The 19,165-nt window shown below is 71.5% G+C and carries 12 protein-coding genes; 2 read left to right on the top strand and 10 right to left on the bottom strand.

From position 1 onward, the window contains the following. Positions 1-40 precede the first annotated feature (40 nt). Entirely contained in the window at positions 41-604 is a 564-nt protein-coding gene (locus ACWCRA_RS26420; RefSeq protein WP_451068762.1) for a hypothetical protein, read from the top strand. Positions 605-677: 73 nt separating this feature from the next. On the opposite strand, the gene ACWCRA_RS26415 is transcribed toward ACWCRA_RS26420, so the two are convergent. The 7 genes from ACWCRA_RS26415 to ACWCRA_RS26385 form a co-directional block, all read right to left on the bottom strand. Continuing rightward, the gene (locus ACWCRA_RS26415) at positions 678-1,136 is read right to left on the bottom strand and encodes a hypothetical protein (protein WP_351551500.1); all 459 of its coding nucleotides are present in this window, start codon (positions 1,134-1,136) and stop codon (positions 678-680) included. 128 nt (positions 1,137-1,264) lie between these two features. Then, the gene (locus ACWCRA_RS26410; protein WP_351551498.1) at positions 1,265-1,948 is read right to left on the bottom strand and encodes a uracil-DNA glycosylase; all 684 of its coding nucleotides are present in this window, start codon (positions 1,946-1,948) and stop codon (positions 1,265-1,267) included. A gap of 102 nt (positions 1,949-2,050) precedes the next feature. Further along, on the bottom strand, positions 2,051-3,631 hold the full coding sequence (locus tag ACWCRA_RS26405; RefSeq protein WP_351551495.1) for an ABC transporter substrate-binding protein: 1,581 nt from the start codon (positions 3,629-3,631) through the stop codon (positions 2,051-2,053). Positions 3,632-3,744: 113 nt separating this feature from the next. Then, the gene (locus ACWCRA_RS26400) at positions 3,745-4,506 is read right to left on the bottom strand and encodes an SDR family oxidoreductase (RefSeq protein WP_451068761.1); all 762 of its coding nucleotides are present in this window, start codon (positions 4,504-4,506) and stop codon (positions 3,745-3,747) included. Between the two features lie 17 nt (positions 4,507-4,523). Next, positions 4,524-5,285, bottom strand: a complete 762-nt coding sequence (gene fabG, locus ACWCRA_RS26395; RefSeq protein WP_351551489.1) for a 3-oxoacyl-ACP reductase FabG — start codon at positions 5,283-5,285, stop codon at positions 4,524-4,526. Positions 5,286-5,473: 188 nt separating this feature from the next. Beyond that, the gene (locus ACWCRA_RS26390) at positions 5,474-5,857 is read right to left on the bottom strand and encodes a DUF3037 domain-containing protein (protein WP_351551486.1); all 384 of its coding nucleotides are present in this window, start codon (positions 5,855-5,857) and stop codon (positions 5,474-5,476) included. Continuing rightward, on the bottom strand, positions 5,854-6,696 hold the full coding sequence (locus tag ACWCRA_RS26385) for a HipA family kinase (protein WP_351551483.1): 843 nt from the start codon (positions 6,694-6,696) through the stop codon (positions 5,854-5,856). Before ACWCRA_RS26385 ends, ACWCRA_RS26390 begins: the two co-directional genes overlap by 4 nt. A 666-nt stretch (positions 6,697-7,362) precedes the next feature. Here ACWCRA_RS26385 and ACWCRA_RS26380 point away from each other — a divergent pair. Then, on the top strand, positions 7,363-7,863 hold the full coding sequence (locus tag ACWCRA_RS26380; protein ID WP_351551395.1) for a response regulator transcription factor: 501 nt from the start codon (positions 7,363-7,365) through the stop codon (positions 7,861-7,863). A 162-nt stretch (positions 7,864-8,025) separates the two neighbouring features. Here ACWCRA_RS26380 and ACWCRA_RS26375 read toward each other — a convergent pair whose 3' ends face one another. Genes ACWCRA_RS26375 through ACWCRA_RS26365 form a run of 3 tightly spaced genes read right to left on the bottom strand, consistent with a single transcriptional unit; the run spans position 8,026 to position 19,147 of the window. After that, positions 8,026-15,081 (bottom strand): SDR family NAD(P)-dependent oxidoreductase, encoded by a 7,056-nt coding sequence (locus tag ACWCRA_RS26375; RefSeq protein ID WP_451068760.1) that lies wholly within the window; start codon positions 15,079-15,081, stop codon positions 8,026-8,028. Positions 15,082-15,116: 35 nt separating this feature from the next. Beyond that, entirely contained in the window at positions 15,117-16,148 is a 1,032-nt protein-coding gene (locus ACWCRA_RS26370) for a ketoacyl-ACP synthase III family protein (protein WP_351551389.1), read from the bottom strand. Positions 16,149-16,165: 17 nt separating this feature from the next. Next, positions 16,166-19,147, bottom strand: coding sequence for a non-ribosomal peptide synthetase (locus ACWCRA_RS26365; protein WP_451068838.1), 2,982 nt, complete (start codon positions 19,145-19,147; stop codon positions 16,166-16,168). Positions 19,148-19,165: the final 18 nt, after the last annotated feature.

Here is a 19,165-nt window from a genome sequence, read left to right as displayed (position 1 = left end):
ACGACCACGAGGGGGCACGGCAGCCGTCAGAGTGGCGCGCGTGAAACGTGCGACGACCACCGCGAAAGCCGCGCCGCCCCGGGCACCCGGGTCCGTCACGGCACGGGCCGCGAGGAGCGTGACGGGCCTGGCCGGCTGGGGTGTCTGGGCGGTCGCCGGGCTGGCGGTCTGCGGCTGTGTGTCCGTGGAGCCGCTGCCCGCGCCGGCTCCCGCGCCCCGGGTCACCGGTGCCCCGCCGGCCGCCCGGCCGCAGATCGTGCAGGGCCCCGCCCGTGAGGTGCTCCGGGCGCCGGTCCGTCAGCCGGTCCGCGGCCCGGGACCCGCGGCACCGGTCGCGCCCGCGGCACCAGAACCCCGCGAGGAGCCGGCCCCGGCCCCGTCGCGGGCCGCTGCGCCCCGAGCCGCCGACCGGCCCGCCCGGCGCCCGGCCGCCCCCGCCGCGCCCGCCCGGACCCGTGAGCCCCCGGCCCCCCGGCGGAAGGCGGTCGAGGTCTGCGCGCTGAGCGAGGAGTACGGCGCCTGGCGGCCGGGGAGCGCGCAGGCACGGATGTGCCGGGAGGCGTACGGAGAGCTGAGCGGCGGCCGGACCGGTCAGCGGCCCTGAGCGCGGCGGTGCGGAACACGGCCGGCCGGGGCCCGGCCCGGGCGGTGTGGGGCCCGGCGCCGGGTGGAGCCGGTCACGCGTCGCCGAGGGCCCGCTCCAGCCGGGCGACGGCACAGCGCACCCCGTCGCCGTAGCCGTCGTCGCCCAGGGCGGCCATCGACTCATGGGCCCGGTCGAGGTGGGCCCGCGCCGCGCCGGGCCGCTGGAGCTTGAGGTAGTCGGCGGCGAGGCCCGCGTGGAGCGCGGGGTAGAAGGCCCGCACCGCGAGCCCCGGCGCCCCTTCCGCCGTGAGGCTGTCCGCCGCCGCCAGCGCCCTGAGGTCCCAGGCCAGCTCGTCGCCCGGCTCGTCCTGGGTGTCCGCCATGTAGTGGGCGAGCGTGCAGCGGTGGAGGGCGTCCCCCGTCTCCCCGATCTCCGACCACAGCGCGCCGAACCGGTTGCGCGCCTCCTCGCGGTCGCCGCCGTGCAGCAGCATGACCGCCTGCCCGATCCGGGTCATGACGGCGTCCCCCGACGCCTCCTGCTGCTCCATCACTGCGGCCTCCCACGTCCATGCGGCGAACGGCGACGACGATCCACGCATCACGACGCTAACCGCCACGGCGGACAAACCCGCACAGGCTCGGGCACTCGGTCCGAGCCCGTGTCATGGAGCCGGACTCAGCCCAGGTCGGGGATGCGCCAGTCGATGGGCTCGTGGCCCTGTGCCGCGACCGCCTCGTTGATCTGGGTGAAGGGGCGGGAGCCGAAGAACTTCTTCGCCGACAGGGGTGAGGGGTGGGCGCCCTTGACCACCACATGCCGGGTCTCGTCGATCAGGGGCAGCTTCTTCTGCGCGTAATTGCCCCAGAGCACGAAGACGGCCGGGTCGGGGCGGGAGGCCACCGCCCTGATCACCGCGTCCGTGACCTTCTCCCAGCCCTTGCCCTTGTGGGAGTTGGCCTCGCCCGCCCGCACGGTCAGCACGGCGTTGAGCAGGAGCACTCCCTGTTCGGCCCAGGGCATCAGATAGCCGTTGTCCGGGACGGGCAGGCCCAGCTCGGCCTGCATCTCCTTGTAGATGTTGCGCAGGGACGGGGGTGTCCTGACGCCGGGGCGCACCGAGAAGCAGAGACCGTGCCCCTGGCCCTCCCCGTGGTAGGGGTCCTGGCCGAGGACGAGGACCTTGACCTTGTCGTACGGGGTGGCGTCGAGGGCGGCGAAGACCTCCTCGCGCGGCGGGTAGACCGGCCCCTTCGCCCGCTCCTCCTCGACGAACTCGGTCAGCTCCTTGAAATAGGGCTGTGCCAGCTCTTCGCCGAGGACGCCGCGCCAGGACTCGGGCAGCATGTCGGTGTCGGTCACGTCAAGAACCTCCGGAAAGCGATCAGTTACCGACCACAGAACTTACCGGGAGCCACTGACAATGGCCCGCCGGCCGGTCCCGCGGCCGGTCCCGCACCGCTCCTACCAGCTCGTCTTCCGGTACAGCTCCCACATCTGCATGATCGACTGCGGATCGAAGGCACGCTCGCCGCCGCCGATCTCCTCGCTCACCGCGATGTAGAGCTTGCCCTGCCACAGCGGCAGCAGCCGGACCTCCTTGGCGATGATCTCCTGGGCCCGTTCGAAGTCCTTGGCGACCGCGCCGCGGTCGCTCTGGCGCCGGGACGCGGGCAGCAGTTCCTTGGTGATCTCGCGGTTCTCGTAGGGGGTGGCGAGCACGTTGTTCTCCCCGACGAAGGGCGCGACGAAGTTGTCCGGGTCCGGGAAGTCGGGGAACCAGCCCCGGCCGAAGACCGGGTAGGCACCGCTCTTGTACCCCTTCTGGAACTCCTGCTCCGGCCTGCCCTGCACCTTGACGCTGAAGAGCCCGGAGGCTTCGAGCTGGCGCTTGAGCTCGGCGAACTCGGGCGCGGTGGCGGAGCCGTAGCGGTCGGTGGTGAACCAGAAGTCCAGCTTCACCGGTGTCTCGATGCCCGCGTCCGTCAGGATCTTCCGCGCCTTGGCCGGGCTCGGGTCGCCGTAGGTGTCGAAGAACTGCGTGGTGTGTCCCACGATGCCCTTGGGGACCATCGAGTACAGCGGCTCGGCCGTGCCCTGGTAGACCTTGGCCACCAGCGCCCCGCGGTCGACGACCTGGGCGATGGCCTGGCGCACGGGCAGCTTGCCCGCGTTGGGGTCCTTGGCGTTGAAGACCAGGTAGCGGATGTCGGTGCCGACCGTCTCCACGAGCCGCACATGGTCGCTGTCGGGCCGCTTCCGCTGGAACGCCACGACCTGCTGCGCGTCCAGTCCGCGGTAGGTGGCGTCGATCTCCTTCTTCTTCAGCGCCTTCACCATCTGCCCCGACTCCGTGAAGTAACGGATCGTGACCGCATCGTTTCTGCGCTTCGCGTAGCCGTCGTAGGTGTCGTTCTTCGCCAGGTCGGCCTTCTTGCCCTTGCTGTACGACTGGAGCACATACGGCCCGGAACCGGTCACCCCGGCGTCCTTGCGGAGCGCGGTGCGGGAGTACTTGCCGGGGGCCACGAGCGAGGTGGCGGGGGTGGCCAGGATGAACGGGAAGGTGGCGTCGGGGGCCTTGAGGTGGAACCGGACCTTGCGGTCACCCACCAGCTCGACGCTGCCGAGCGAGTTCAGCAGCCCGTTGGGACCGCCCGGGACGTCGATGAGCCGGATGCGGTCGATGGAGTGCTTGACGGCGGCGGCGTCGAGCTTCTCCCCGTTGGAGAAGACCAGCCCCGGCTTGAGCGTGCACTCGTAGATCTTGTTGCCGGCGTTGGTGAAGTCGCAGCGCTCCGCCGCGTCGGGCTGGGGCGTGGTGCTTCCCGTCGGGAAGCTCAGCAGCGTCTGGAAGACATTCCGATACAGCTCCCACGAACCGTCCCACGCCCCGGCCGGGTCCAGCGTCGTGGGCTCGCTCATGGTGCCCACCGATATCTTCCGGTCGCCGCCATCGGACGAGTCGGAGAACAGACCGCACCCAGCGAGCAGGGATATGGACGCCAGGGCGGCAACGGCCCGCAGAGAGGTCCGGTAGAACACGTGCACGCTCCTCGTTCAGCCATGAGTTGGCAGACCATACCGCAGTGCCCCGCCGGGCAACCTGGCGGCCCGGCAGGGCACTTGCTCAATGAGCATCAGATTTCACAGCCGGCTCAGTGGACTCCGGCATTGAGGAACATACCTCCGTCGACAACCAATGTCTGCCCCGTGATCCAATCGGATTGTCCGGAGGTGAGAAACGCCGCCGCGCCGCCGATGTCCTCGGGCATTCCGAGGCGCCCCAGCGGGTAGGCCGCGGCCGCCTCGGCCTCACGGCCCTCGTACAGCCCCAGGGCGAATTTGGTCTTGACCACTGCCGGCGCAATCGCGTTGACGCGGACGCCCGGCGCGAATTCATGGGCGAGCTGCACGGTGAGATTGACCAGGGCCGCCTTGCTCATTCCGTAGGCGCCGATGAAGGGCGAGGGGGCGAGGCCGGCGACGGACGCGATGTTCACGATCGCACCGCCGTTCTCCTTCTGCCACACCCGGTGGGTGTGCTGGGCGAAGCCGAGCGCCGAGATCACATTGGTCTCGTACACCTTGCGCGCCACCCCGAGGTCCAGCTCGGCGAGCGGCCCGATCACCGGGTTCGTCCCGGCGTTGTTGACCAGGAAGTCGACCCTGCCGAAGGTCTCCATGGCGCGCTCGACCGCCACCGCCTGATGGGCCTCGTCATGGGCCCTGCCCGCGACGCCGACGGCCCGTCCGGCGCCGAGCGAGGCCACCGCCGCCGCCAGGGAGTCCTCGTCCCGGCCGGTGATCACGACCCGGTCGCCGCGTGCGACGAGCGCCTCGGCGACGGCGTATCCGATACCCCGGCTCGCGCCGGTGATGAGCGCGACCCTTCCGCTGTCGGGTGTCTGTGCGGTCATGTCGTTCTCCCCCGGCCTCAGTTGAGCGGTCCGCCGGCCACGTACAGCACCTGCCCGGAGACAAAGCCCGCGGCGTCGCCGGTGAAGAAGGCGATGGCGTTGGCGATGTCCTCGGGCTGTCCGACGCGCTGTACGGGGATCTGGCCGGCCGCCGCCGCCTGGAACTCCTCGAAGCCCATGCCGACGCGGGCCGCGGTCTGCGCGGTCATCTCGGTGACGATGAATCCGGGGGCGACGGCGTTGGCGGTGACGCCGAACTTGCCCAGCTCCTTGGCGAGGGTCTTGGTGAAGCCCTGGAGCCCGGCCTTGACCGCGGCGTAGTTCGCCTGGCCCCGGTTCCCCAGCGCGGAGGACGAGGAGAGCGAGACGATCCGGCCGAACCCGGCGTCGACCATGTGCTTCTGGCAAGCCTTTGCCATCAGAAACGCGCCCTTGAGGTGCACGTTCATCACGGTGTCCCAGTCGGACTCGCTCATCTTGAAGAGCAGGTTGTCCCGGAGCACCCCCGCGTTGTTGACAAGGATCACCGGAGCGCCGAGTTCGGCGGTGATCCGGGCCACCGCGGCCTCGACCCGGGTGCCGTCGGAGACGTCGCAGCCGACCGCGAGCGCGGTGCCCCCTGCCGCGGTGATCTTCTCGACGGTCTCCTCGCAGGCCGCCTCGTCGAGGTCGAGTACGGCGACGGCACGGCCCTCGGCCGCCAGCCGTACGGCGGTCGCGGCGCCGATGCCCCGGGCTGCCCCGGTGACGACGGCGACGCGCTGCTCGGTGGTGGACATGCTGGTTCTCCTCGCCCTTGAGTGCGGCTCACCCGGTTCCCGTACACCCGAAGGATGAGCGACCGCTTAGTACCTTCAGCAGACGAGACGCTAGAAGCCCCTGGCACCCGGTGTCAACGGCCCGCCGGGTGCGCCGGGTCACCCGGCGCACCCGGCATCGCCCGGACGGCGTCACCGCCGGCGGCGGTTCAGCGGACCAGCAGCCCGAGCAGCCGCTCGACCTCGGCCTCGGGGTCGGCGGTGAGACCGGTGTGCACGGGTCCCGGCTGGACGACGGTGGAGCGGGGGGCGATCAGCCAGCGGAACCGGCGGCCCGCGTCGTCGCGTGCGGCCTGCCCGGCCTCCTCGCCACCGCAGCAGACGTACTCGACGGCGCGCAGCGCGGCTCGTACACCCGTCACATCGGCCGCCGGGTCCAGCGCCCTGAGCTTCGCCTCGTCCAGATGGGTGCGGGCGGCGACATAGGACCTGGCCCGGGAGTAGACCACCACACCGGCGTTGAAGCACTCCCCGCGCTCGACGCGGGGGACCACCCGCAGCAGCGCGTACTCGAAGACCTCACGTCCGCTCATGCTCCGGCGCCCTTCTCGTTCACGGCCGGACGGCCGGTGCGGCCGGTCAGCCAGCCGGGTGCCCGCGAGGGGCGCGTGCGGGTGGGCTCGCCGAGGGTGATCCGGGTGTGGATCGAGGCGGCCCTCGGGAGGAGCGCCTCCACATAGGCCCGGCGCACCGCGTCGGTGGTGTCGAAGCCCGGCTCGTCGACGAGCCACTCGTCCGGCACGTCGGCGGCGACCTCGGTGAGCAGTTCCTCGGTGACGAGCGGGGCCAGTTCGGCCGCCGCCGCCGCGATGTCCGGCTCGAAGCGGGCCAGCACATGGTCGGAGGCGTCGTACGGCTTGGCGGCGGAGGCCGCGGCGCCGGGCCAGTTGTGGTGCCAGATCATGGTGGCCCCGTGGTCGATGAGCCAGACGTCGCCGTGCCAGACCAGCATGTTCGGGTTGCGCCAGGAGCGGTCGACGTTGTTGATCAGCGCGTCGAACCAGACGACCCGGCCGGCCTCCGCCGACCCCACCTCGTACGCCAGCGGGTCGAAGCCGATCGACCCGGGCAGGAAGTCCATCCCGAGGTTCAGCCCGCCGCTGGCCTTGAGCAGTTCCTGGACCTCCTGGTCCGGCTCGCCGAGCCCGATCACGGGGTCGAGCTGGATGCCCACGAGTTCGGGCACACGCAGTCCGAGCCGGCGGCCGAGCTGTCCGCAGACGACCTCCGCGACCAGGGTCTTGCGGCCCTGTCCCGCACCGGTGAACTTCATGACGTAGGTGCCGAGGTCGTCCGCCTCGACAATGCCTGGGAGCGATCCGCCTTCACGCAAGGGCGTGACATAGCGGGTCGCCGTGACTTCTGTGAGCATTTTTCCAGGCTATCGGCAGCCGGGGGCCGTCCGGCCGCCAGGGGGCGCCCGCGGGCGGCGGCCCGGCCGGGCCACCGCCGTTTCCGATTCCCCACGGCAACGGGTGAAATGGGTGGCCTCTTTACCGGCCGCCCCGGCGTGCCGGGCCTGGATCATTCGACTCGTACACACTTGCGACACCGTGGCGGCGGGCGTTCCTTTGGACTCCCGTTATTCATCCGCTCGAACCCATGAAACCGTCAAGTTTCGGGCCGGTGCGCCCCGACGGCCATGAGCACTTCCAGGACAGCGGCCCGAGCCGTCGCCCGAGTACGTCCCGAATACAGACCCGCCCCTGGCCCAAACCAGCGATTTTTAGACATCAACAGACCTCCTCAATTCACCTGTTGAACCCGCTCACCAGGTCAAGATAAGGTCAAGTCCACGGTAAAAAGCCTTGTGCGGTACCGATTCGAAGGAGGGGAAGTGAAGGGGCACGGGAAAGTGAAGGTCCTTCTCGTCTGCGAAAACGAGTTAGAACGTGCCGGACTGAGCGCCATCCTCAACAATGACCGGGAAATCTCGGTGACTGGTGAAGTGAGCGCCTTCTCGGAAGCCCCAAGATCCGCCGCTCAATTCAGACCCAACATCATCCTGTGCAGCTATCAGGACTTCTCCCACCGCACCTTGAAGATTGCCGAGCAGGTGGCCCTCCAATCGAGGGACGGCGTACCGATCTATCTGATTTTCCTGGCGACTTTCCCCGGCGATCAGTTGGTCAATCTTCTCCGCATCGGGCGATGTACGGTTCTCGACCGCCGCATCAGTCCCACGGAACTCATCGCCGCCATACGAGTCACCATCGCCGGCTACACACCGGTGAAGGACGAGGTGGTGGGAAATCTGGCGAGGGCCTCCGTCTCCCTCAAGGGAAGCAGTCACAGCGGCAAGGATCATCTCCTCTCCCTGACCAGACGCGAGCGGAATGTCTTCGAACTGATGGTGCAGGGCCTCTCCAATCCGGAGATAGCGGCCTGGCTCAAGATCGCGGAGTCCACGGTGAAATCCCATGTGCAGGGAATCCTGGGGAAGCTGGAGGTCAGGGACCGGGTGCAGGCCGTCATCTACGCGTACGAGGCGGGCATCGTCAGACGGCCCTCACACCAGGAGACGACCGGCAGGGCGTAGCGCGGCGATCGGCACCCGGGCGTACGGCGGGACGGGCCCGGGGTGGTGTTCCCGGGCCCGCCGTTCCGTGCCGAACACGTGACCGCCGCTGTGCAGGGGAGCCGATCAGGCGCTGCTCAGGTGCCGGTCACAGGCACTGCTCAGGCGTCGGTCAGACGCCGGTCAGGTGCCGTCGGTCAGCTCCTCGGCGATGAAGTCCGCCAGGTCGTTGAGGCTCTGCCCGCCGAGCATTCTCGCCATCGGCACCATCACCCCGTACTCCCGCTGCACCTGACTGCGCACCTCCGTCGCCATCAGGGAGTCGAGCCCCTGTCGGTTCAGTGGCTTGCGGGCGTTCAGGCGCTGGGCCGGCAGCGCGAGGACCCTGGCGACACGGTCCGTCAGAAACTCCCGTACCAGGGCGGGCGGGGCGGCCACCGGGATCTGCTTCTCCGGGGCGGCGGGCACGACCGGCTCGACGGGCACCACCGCGGTGACCGGGACGGGGGCGGGGAGGGGGACGACGGGCGAGGGCGGCGGGGGCACGGCGGGGACCACCTCGCGCAGCATCGGGTCCCGCGCCGCGTCCGGGTACGCGGCGCTCCAGCGGTCCCAGTCGGCGGCGAGCACCGTGAGCTGCCGTGCCGGGCCGGCCAGCAGCTTCTGGAGCAGCCCGATCCCCTGCTCCGGGGTGAAGCTCTCCATCCCCTTCGGCGCGAGACTCCGCCCGTGCCGCTCGTCGTACCGGGCCACCATGCCGACCGACGACCAGAACCCCCAGTTGACCGAGAGCGCCGGCAGTCCCTGGTTCCGCCGGTGGTGCGCCAGGGCGTCGAGCGCCGCGTTGGCGGCGGCGTACGCGCCCAGCCGGGGCGATCCGAGGACGGCGGAGGCGGAGGAGAAGAGCACGAAGAAGTCGAGCGGCCGGTGCTCCAGCAGCCGGTGGAGGTTCCATGCCCCGGTGACCTTGGGCCGGACCATGGCGTCGAACCGGCCGGGGTCCAGCTCGGCCGCCGAGGCCAGTTCGATGACACCGGCCGCGTGCAGGACTCCCCGCACCGGTGGCCCGCCGGCGCGCTCGTGCTCCCGGAGCACGGTCCGCAGGGCGTCCTCGTCCGCCACATCGACCGCGTGGTAGGCGACCCGCGCACCGGTGCGGGCGAGTTCGCGGAGGGCGTCGGCCCGTTCGCCGAGCGGGCTGCGGCCCAGGAGGAGGAGATCCCGGGCACCCCGCTCAACCAGCCAGGAGGCGAGCTTCCGGCCGATTCCGCCGAGACCGCCGGTGATCACATAGCTGCCGTCGGGCCTGATGGGCGGCGCGGCGGGGGTCTCGGCGGGGGGTCCGGCGAGGGTCTCGTCGACCGGCTGGGCGACCGGTGCGAGGTGGTCGCCCTGGTGGTCGGGGTCGAAACGGAGCTGGACCTTGCCGATGTGCTGGGCCCGCGCCATGCGCCGGAACGCCTCCTCGGCGTCGGCGACGGCGTACTCCTCGTACGGCAGCGGCTCGATCGCCCTTCCGTCGACGAGTTCGAGCACCCGCTCCAGGAGCGCCCCGGCCTGCGCGGGCCGGGTGCGGAACATGTCGACCAGGTCCATGGAGAAGAAGGTCAGGTTCCTGGCGAACGGCAGCAGCCCGATCGGGCTGTTCTCGATCAGATCCTTCTTGCTCAGCTCCACATAGCGGCCGTAGGGCGCGATGAGGGAGAGGTTCCGCTGGATCGCCTCCCCCGTGAGGGAGTTGAGGACGACATCCACTCCCCCGCCCCGGGTGGCCGCCATGACCTCCCCGGCGAACTCCCCCGACCGCGAGTCGAAGACATGTCTGACACCGAGCGTCTTGAGCAGGGCGCGCTTGCGGGGGCTGCCCGCGGTCGCGTAGATCTCCGCGCCCCTCCAGCGGGCGATCTGGATCGCGGCCATCCCCACTCCCCCGGTGGCCGAGTGGATGAGGACTTTCTCGCCGGGTGCCAGCCGGGCGAGTTCACAGAGTCCGTAGTACGCGGTGAGGTACGCCGCCGGGAGGGTGAGGGCCTCCTCGGCGGTCAGCCGCGCGGGGATCGCGCCGACCAGATGGGCGCTGGTGACCGCGTGGCTGGCGAGGGCGCCCTCGGCCAGGGCGATGACCTCGTCGCCGGGCTCCAGGCCCTCGACCCCTTCGCCGAGTTCGGTGATGACGCCCGCGCACTCCCAGCCGAGACGGGCGCCCTCGCCCAGGCCGGGGTAGGCGCCCATGGCGGTGAGCACATCGCGGTAGTTCAGCGCCGCGCGGCTGACCCTGATGGCGACCTCGCCCGGTCCGGGGTGGCGCGGCACGACCGGGACGAGCCCGATCTCGTCGAGCAGGCCGACCGTCCGGCCGCGGACCTCGTACCCCTGCGGGGAGCCGCCGTCGGCGGGGGTGGAGGTCGGGGGCGCGGTCTCGGTCGCGGTCGCGGTCGCGGCGAGGGGCAGGGGCGGGGGCGGGGCGAGGGTGTGGCGGGTGAGCCGGGCCACGAACCGCTGTCCGTCGCGGTACGCGATCTGGGTCTCGGGGCCGGTGCCGGGGCCGGTGTCAGGGCCGGTGCCGGGGCCGGTGTCAGGGCCGGGGCCGCCGGAGAGCAGCTCGGCACCGAGCAGTCCGGCGGACCGGCTCCCCGATCCGGCGGGCAGGTCGACGAGGGTGCAGCGCAGCTCGCGGTACTCCTGGATCAGCGAGCGGCCCAGGCCCCACAGCATCGACTGGCCCACCGCCACCTCGCCCGGGTGGTCCGGCAGATACTGGGCGCCCTCGGTCACCAGCCACAGCCGGGCACCGTGCCAGGGCGGTGCCCCGTCCAGGGCCCGGACCAGCGCGAGCACGCTGTGGCACCCGAGGCGTGCGGCCGACGCCGTCGCCGGCCCGGGGCTCCCGCCGGAGGGGCCCGGGTCGTGGGCGTCGCGCGACCAGAGATGCACCATGCCCTCGCACGCGCCGGGCCCGGCCTCGCGGCCCACCTCGGCCAGCAGCGCGGCGTACCCCTCCGGCCCCACCGCGTACCGGTCGGGTCCGAGCCTTCCGGTCGTGGCACCCGGCGTCACGACGATCACCCGCCCGCCGAGCAGGGCGGGCAGGGCCTCCGCGGTGCCGCTGCCGTCGGCGAAGACCAGCCAGAAGCCGGTGCGCGGCGCGGCCGGTGCGGTGGGCGGGGCGAGGGGGGCGGGGCGCCAGACGACTTCGTGCAGCCAGCCGGCCGGAGCCGGGGGCAGCGCGGCGGTCCTGGGGATGAGGAAGCGCAGCCGTACCCCTTCGAGCTCGGCGAGCAGATGGCCGTCCTCGTCGCGCACCTCCACATCGCCGACGATGGCGTCGGGGCGGACGGCGGTACGGACGGCGTGACTCCACAGCGGGCCGCTCGGGCGCCGGTGGAGGCGGACGCGGTCGATGCCGCCGAGGACGAAGGCGTCGTGCTCGCCCCGGGCGCCGGGGCCCGCGCCGGTGTCCCCGTCCGTGTCCCGGTCGGTGCCCCCGTCCGTGTCCGTGGGTGCGGTCACCGCGGCGAGGGTGTGCCCGCAGGCGTCGAGGAGCGCGGGGTGGAAGTGGTGGACGGGGTCGTCGCCCCGGATGGAGGCGGGGGCCTCGATCCGGGCGAGCGCCTCGCCGTCGCGGCACCAGAGCCGGGTGACACCCCGGAAGGCGCCCAGCCACTGATTGCCCTGGGCCTCGAAGCGCCGGTAGAACTCCTCGCTGGGGATCTCGCGCGCCCGGCGCCGCACCTCGGCCCGTGACTCGCCCGTGGACGGTGCCTCCGGCCCGGGGGCCGCGGGGTCCAGCCGGCCGGTGACATTGCGCTGGTGGTCCGGCTGGTCGTGGTAGCGGCTGCTGACCTCGAACGTCCAGCCTCCGTCCGCCGCGGGCCGCAGCACGACCCGCACCACCGGCGGCGGCTCGGTCCCGGTGAGGAAGATCCCCTCGTGGTAGGTGATGTCCACGAGGGCGGGGACGGAGCCGAGAGCGGAGGCGGCCGCGGCGGCGACCAGCTCGACGTAGGCGGTGCCGGGAACGATCACGACGCCCTGTACCTGGTGGTCGCGGATATAGGCGTTGGCCGCGAGGTCGAGCGGCCCCTCCCAGACATGGGCACCGCCGTCCGCTCCGCCGACGGGCGCGCCGAGGAGGGGATGGGAGGCGGGGGCCGGGGAGAGCGGCGTACGGACCTGTGCGCCGGTTCCGCCGGGGCCGGTGTCCGTGCCGGGGCCGGTGGCGGTGTCCGTACCGGGGCCTGTGGCGGTGTCCGTACCGGGGCCTGTGCCGGGGTCGGGGTACCAGTACCGCTGCCGCTGCCAGACCGGTCCCGGCAGGCGTACGTACACCGCGTCGGGTCCGGAGAGCCGGCCCAGCTCCACGGAGTGCCCGCTCAGATGGATCTCGGCGAGCGCGTCCAGCAGACAGGAGAGCTCCGGGGTGTTGCGGCGGGTGGAGCCCACGGCGAGGCCGCCGCCGTCCGCGCGGTCGATGTACTCGCGTACCGCCGGGGTGAGGATCGGGTGCGGGCTGATCTCGACGAGGACGGTGGGTCCCTGGTCCAGCAGCCTCTGGACCACCGGGCCGAAGTGCACCGGCTCGCGCAGATTCCGCGCCCAGTAGGCCGCGTCGAGGCCGCTCCCGTCGACGGGCTCGGCGAGGACGGTGGAGTAGACGGGGATGTCGCCGGCGCGCGGGGCGATGGTGTCCAGCGCCCGGAGCAGGGGCTCGCGAAGGGGTTCCACCTGCGGGCCGTGCGAGGCGAAGTCCACCTGGACCAGACGGCAGAAGACGCCGCGCTCCTGGAGCGAGGTCAGCAGCTCCCGCATGGCGTCGCCGTCGCCGGAGAGGACCGTCGACGACGGACCGTTGATCGCGGCCACGGAGAGGGCACCGGCGTACCGCTCCAGTTCGCGGCGGGCCTCCTCGGCGCCGAGCTCGACGGAGGCCATGGCGCCCCGCCCGGACACCGTCCTCGCCAGGGCGCTCCGGCGGCAGATGACGGCCGCGGCGTCGGTCACGGAGAGCGCGCCGGCGACGCACGCAGCCGCCGCCTCGCCCATGCTGTGACCGACGAGATAGTCGGGTTCGACGCCCCAGGAGCGCCAGACGGCGGCCAGGGCGACCTCGACGGCCCACAGAACGGGCTGGATCACCTCGACACCTTCGAGTGGCCCGGTGTCGCCGGTCAGCCGCTCGATCACGGACCAGCCGGTCTCGGCGCGCACCGCCGCGTCGCACTCCTCCAGCGCCCGGCGGAACTCGTGCTGGGTGCACAGCAGTTCCCGGCCCATGCCGACCCACTGCGAACCCTGGCCGGGGAACACGAAGACCACCTGGGAGCGCCGCTCGTACACATCGTCGGCCGACCGGGTGAAGGGGCTCGCCTCGCCGGCGAGGAAGGCGCCGAGTCTGCCCGCCAGCTCCTTGTGGGTGGAGCCGACGACGGTGAGGCGGCTCTCCCGGTGGTCCCGGCGGGTCGCCGCGCCGGCGCAGATGTCCCGCAGGGGCAGTTCGCCGCCCGCGCCGCCCGGTTCCAGATAGCGCCGGTACTCCCCGGCGAGTTCGCGGAGGGCGTCCGGGTGGTGGGCGGAGATACTCAGCAGCCGGGCGGGCCCGTCGGCCTCCACCTCGGCTTCGACGGCCGCGACGGCTTCGATGACACCGGCGGCTCCGGTGGTGGGCGGTTCCACCGGAGCGGGGCGGTGCGCTCCCAGCACGACATGCACATTGGTGCCGGAGATCCCGAAGGAGCTGACGCCCGCGATCCCCGGCCGCTCGTGCTGGGGCCAGTCCTGGAGCTTCTGCGGCACGGACAGCGGCGCGCGGGACCAGTCGACCGCGCCGGTCAGCTCCGCGCTGTGCAGACTCGGTGGTATCACCCCGGTCTCCAGGCACCGTACGGCCTTGATCAGACCGGCGATCCCCGCGGCGCCCTCGGTGTGCCCGATGTTCGTCTTGACCGAGCCGACGAGCAGCGGGCGCTCCGCCGGCCGGCCCTCGCCCAGCACGGCCGTCAGCGCGCCCAGCTCGACCGGGTCGCCGACGCTGGTCCCGGTGCCGTGCGCCTCGACGTAATCGACCTGTGCGGGGGATGTCCCGGCGTCGGCGTACGCCTCACGGAGCGTCCGCTCCTGCCCGTCGGGCGCGGGGGCCATCATCGCGCCCGTGCCCCGGCCGTCGTTGACCGCGGCGGAGCCGAGCACCACCGCGCGGATGGCGTCCCCGTCGGCGATGGCGTCCTCCAGGAGTTTGAGGACGACGACCCCGACGCCCTCGCTCCGTACGAAGCCGTTGGCCGAGGCGGAGGCGAACTTGCACCGGCCGTCGGGGGAGAGCATCCTCCCGTCCGAGAAGGTGATGCTCTCCTCCGGGAGAAGGATCAGATTCACCCCGCCGACCAGCGCGAGCGTGGACTCGCCGGTGCGCAGACTCCGGCAGGCGAGGTGCACCGCGGCGAGGGAGGAGGAGCAGGCGGTGTCGAGAGTGAGGCTGGGGCCGTGCAGATCGAAGGCGTACGAGAGTCTGCCGGAGAGCACACTGGGCGCGGTCCCGGCGTTGGCGTAGACGTCCAGGACTCCCGACCGGCTCATCCGGTCCCAGTAGTTGCGGCCCATGGAGCCGATGAACACCCCGGTGCTGCCGGACGCGAGCCGGTCCCTGGTGAGGCCGGCGTCCTCGACGGCCGCCGCCGCGGTCTCCAGCAGCAGCCGCTGCTGCGGGTCCATGTGCTGGGCCTCGCGGGGCGCGACGCCGAAGAAGTCCGCGTCGAACTCGTCGATCCCGTCGAGGAATCCGCCGGACCGGCTGACGATCTTCCCGGGTGTCCCCGGGCGCGGATCGTAGAAGTCGTCGATGTCGAAGCGGCTGGGCGGTACGTCCACGATGCTGTCGTGTCCCTCGCACAGCCGCGACCAGAACTCGGTCAGATCGGCTGCCTGAGGGAATTTACAGGCCATGCCGACAATGGCGACGGCGGGTCCCGCGGCGGGCGTACCGGGGGGCTCGGCGGACTTCGGTCCGGATTTCTCCCGGGGGGTCGGGGCCTGCGCTGTTCCTGTACCGGTGCCTGTACCGGTGCCTGCACCGGTTCCCGTGCCGTTCTCGGCCCCGGTCCCGGTCCCGGTCCTGGTCCCGTCCTTGATTCCGGTTCTGGCTCCGGCCTTGAATTCCGCCTTGAATTCGGCCTTTGTTCCGGTCTTGATTCGGGCCTTGGCTTCGGTGCCGTGCGAGCGGTTGCGGTGCTTCCTGCTGGACACTGCGGCTCCCTCGGTTGACGAATGGTCCTCGGATATCAGATGGCCCAGGGAGCGGTCGCGTCGATGGTCAGTACGGCGCTGCTGACCACAAACCCCGGTGCCGCCCCCGCGAGCAGCACATGGTCTCCGGGCTTGAGCTGGCCCGTCGAAAGGAAATGGTCGAGCGCGACCATGTGGTCGCTCGCCGCGAGATGGCCGACGGTGCGGCCGAAGTCCCAGCTCGACCGGGATTCCGGAATTCCGAGGGGATCGAGGAAGAACTGCGAGACCAGATAGTGGCCCTGGTTGACATAGATGGCCCTGGCGATGTCGCCGACGCCGATGCCCGCCTCCTCCAGGGAGCGGAGCGCCACATCCGCCTGCCACTTCGCGATGGTCTCGTTGACCTCGGCGAGCGGGGGGCCGGTGCGGGCGAAGTGACGGGCCCGCTCCACCATGTCGATGGCCTCCCGGGCCTGCGGCGCGAACAGCGGCTCACCGCCTCGGTGCAGCCCCTCCAGCTCCGGGACGAGCAGATGGTTGACCGACCGTACGCGGGCGATTCCGGCCGTGGTGTCGAGCAGCAGCGCGCTGGCGGCGTCCCCGATCACGGTTCCCGGACCATAGCCGCGCCACCGGTCGGCGGTGGGTGAGGTGAAATTGTCGGCGGTGGTGAGAAGTGCGGTGCTCCGGCCGGAATCCAGGGCGAGCCGGCCGGCCGCCAGCTCCATGGCGGCGAGCATTCCGTTGCATCCCTGCCGTATCTCGAAGGCGGGAATGTTCCCGGCGCCGAGTTCACGGGCGACATAGCCACCGGGATACCACATCTCGGGGCCCTGGCGGAGGACACAGGAATGCACCAGGAGGTCGATCTCCGAGGCGTCCTTTCCGGCCCGGCCGAGAGCCTGCCGGGCGGCGGAGACCGCCATGTCCACCGGCGGGGTGTCACCGGCTATCAGGGTTCCGGTGACACCGGAATCCAGCATGAGGATCTCGTCGTACAGACCCAGTTCGACAGCGCGCCGACTGGTCATCCGTTCGGGCAGGTAGGTACCCAGCCCGCTGATATGGAGATTCTCCAGTTTCACTGATGCCTCCTGGACGGTCACGGGCGGGATGCGCGGTGCGAGAGATTCCGGGAGATGACGGAACCGATGATCCGCAGGGGTTCGGGGTCGGTCATGGCGGCGTGTTCGCAGGCGATCCGGTGGTTCTCCATCCGGCCGCCGACATAGGGCGCCCACGCGTCACAGCTCAGCCGCTCCCCGCCCCGCTCCGCCGCCTCTCCCTCGGTCGCGGTGAAGAAGAGAACATCTCCGTCGTAGACCGCCGGCTCATGGGTTCCGATGAGACGGATGTTGTTGGTGACGATGTCGACGAGGGAGAGCACCTGGTCCGCCGAGAGACCCGCGAGGCCGCCGTCCTTCTCCTGGACGCGCTCCAGGAGCTCGGGGAGGCCGGGAGTGCCGGGGAGGTCCGGGTCCGCGCCCGTCTCCCGGGCGAGGTCCTCCCGGCCGATGCTCTCCAGCAGCAGTCGGAGCACCTCCCGCTCCCCCGGGACCCTCCCGTGCGCGGGAGGGTCGGGATAGGCGTCGAGCAGCGCCAGCAGGGCGGCGTCCTGGCCCTGTTCGCGCAGTTGGGCGGCGATCGCGTGGGCGACGACTCCGCCGTAGGACCAGCCGAGGAGATGGTAGGGGCCGTCCGGCTGGACGGCGCGGAGGGTGGCGACGTAGTCGGCGGCCATGTCGTCGACGCTGGTCGGGCGCTCCTCCTCCCCGGAGATGCCCCGGGCCTGGAGTCCGTAGAGCGGCACCTCGGGGCCGAGGCTGCTCAGCAGTCCGGAGTAGCACCAGCTCAGGCCGCCCGCCGGATGGACGCAGAAGAGCGGGGGGCGGCTTCCGCCCGGGCGGAGGGGAAGCAGTGCGGCGAGTGCGTCACCGGCGCCGCCGCCCTGGCCGGCGCCGCTGCCGGAGTCCGGCCGCTGCGCCAGGGCGGCCACGGTCGGGGATTCGAAGAGGGACCTGATGGTGTGCCGGACACCGAGGGCCGTCTCGATGCGGCTGATGAGTCGGGTGGCGAGGAGGGAGTGGCCGCCGAGTTCGAAGAAGTTGTCGTGGATGCCGACGCGGGGCAGACCCAGGACATCGGCGAAGAGTCCGCAGAGGATTTCCTCGCGGGGGGTTCGGGGGGTGTGGCCGGTGACGGCGGTGGTGAAGTCGGGGGCGGGCAGGGCGCGGTGGTCGAGTTTGCCGTTGGGGGTGAGCGGGAGGCGGTCGAGGGTGACGACGGCGGTGGGGACGAGGTGGTCGGGGAGTTCGGCGGCGAGGTGGCGGCGGAGGGCGGCGGGGTCCGGGGTGTGGCCGCCGGCGGGGACGATGTAGCCGACGAGGCGCTGTTCACCGGGCCGGTCGGTACGGGCCAGGACCGCGGCCTGGGCGACGCCCTCGCGGCGCAGGAGCGCGGCCTCGATCTCCCCCGGCTCGATCCGGAAACCCCGCACCTTGACCTGATCGTCCGCGCGGCCGGCGTACTCCAGGTTCCCGTCGCCGCGTCGCCGTACCAGGTCCCCGGTCCGGTACATCCGCGCCCCGGCAGGACCGTACGGATCGGCGACGAACCGCTCCGCCGTCAGTCCGGGCCGGCCCACATACCCCCGCGCCAGCCCCGGCCCCGACACATACAACTCACCCACGACGCCGGGAGGCACGAGCCGGAGGGTGGCGTCGAGGACGCGGTGGCGGGTGCCGGGGACCGGGCGGCCGATGGGTGGAGTGGTGGTTCCGGTCAGTGGGTCGGAGAGGGTGACGCAGGCGGTGGCCTCGGTCGGCCCGTACGCGTTCACCATCCGCCGCCCGGGCGACCACCGCGCCACCAGCTCACCCGAACACGCCTCACCACCCACCACCAACGTCTCCAACGACGCCAGCGCTCCCTCCGGCAACCCCGACAACACCGACGGCGGAATCAACGCATGCGTCACCCCCCGCACCCCGATCTCCCGCGCCAGCGCCTCACCACCCAACCGCCCGGGCGGCGCCACCACCAACACCCCCGACACAGCGAACGCCATCAGAAACTCCATCACCGCCGCGTCAAAACTCAACGACGCCAACTGAAGAACCCGACTCCCCCCATCCAGACCCAACCGCTCCACCTGCACCGCCGCCAGAGCACCCAGCCCCGCATGCGACACCCCCACACCCTTCGGCACCCCCGACGACCCCGACGTATAGATCACATACGCCAGACCCCCCACCGACAGCACACCCCCACGCTCCCCCTCCACCAGATCAGCACCCGACAACCCCGCCAGAGCAGCCACCGTCCCCGGATCATCAACCACCACCCGGGGCACACCGGCCCGCGGCAGCCGCCCAGCCACATCGGCCGTGGTCAGCACCGAGACGGGGCGGGAATCCGCCAGCATGAACGCAATCCGCTCAGCGGGGTACTCCGGGTCCACCGGCACATACGCCCCACCCGCCTTCAACACCGCCAGCACCCCCACCACCATCTCCACCGACCGCGGCACCACCACCGCCACCACACACTCCGGCCCCACACCCCCAGCCACCAACAACCGCGCCAACCGATTCGCCCGCGCATTCACCTCCCCATAACTCAACGACACATCCCCGAACACCACCGCCACCGCATCCGGCGACCCCGCCACCCGCTCCTCGAACAACACCGGCCAACAAACCGGCTCCACCACCCCACCCCCACCCGACAACAACACCTCACGCTCACCGGGCAACAACACATCCAGTGAACTGACGGGCTGATCCGGATCGGCGGCCACCGCCTCCAGCACACGGACGAAACGGGCCGCTATCCCCTCGGCGGTCTCCCGGTCAAGCCGGTCGGGACGGAATCCGATACGAAGGCCCAATTCCGTGCCGGGAAGTATCGCGAGGCTCAGTGTGTAATGGGTGGCGTCATGGCCTTGGACGCCGGTCAGACGGAGGTCTCCGAAAGCGCCGGCGAAGGACTCCGTGTCCTGGGGGTAATTCTCGAAGACGGTGGTGGTGTCGAAGAGTTCCCCGGTTCCGGTCCCGGTGGTCTGCTGGATGTCCGCGAGGCTCAGATACTGATGGTCCAGAAG

It is taken from the genome of Streptomyces sp. NPDC001889, assembly GCF_053594535.1.
The sequence above is the reverse complement of the archived record's forward strand: the minus strand, read 5'-3'. Positions and strand labels throughout refer to the sequence as shown.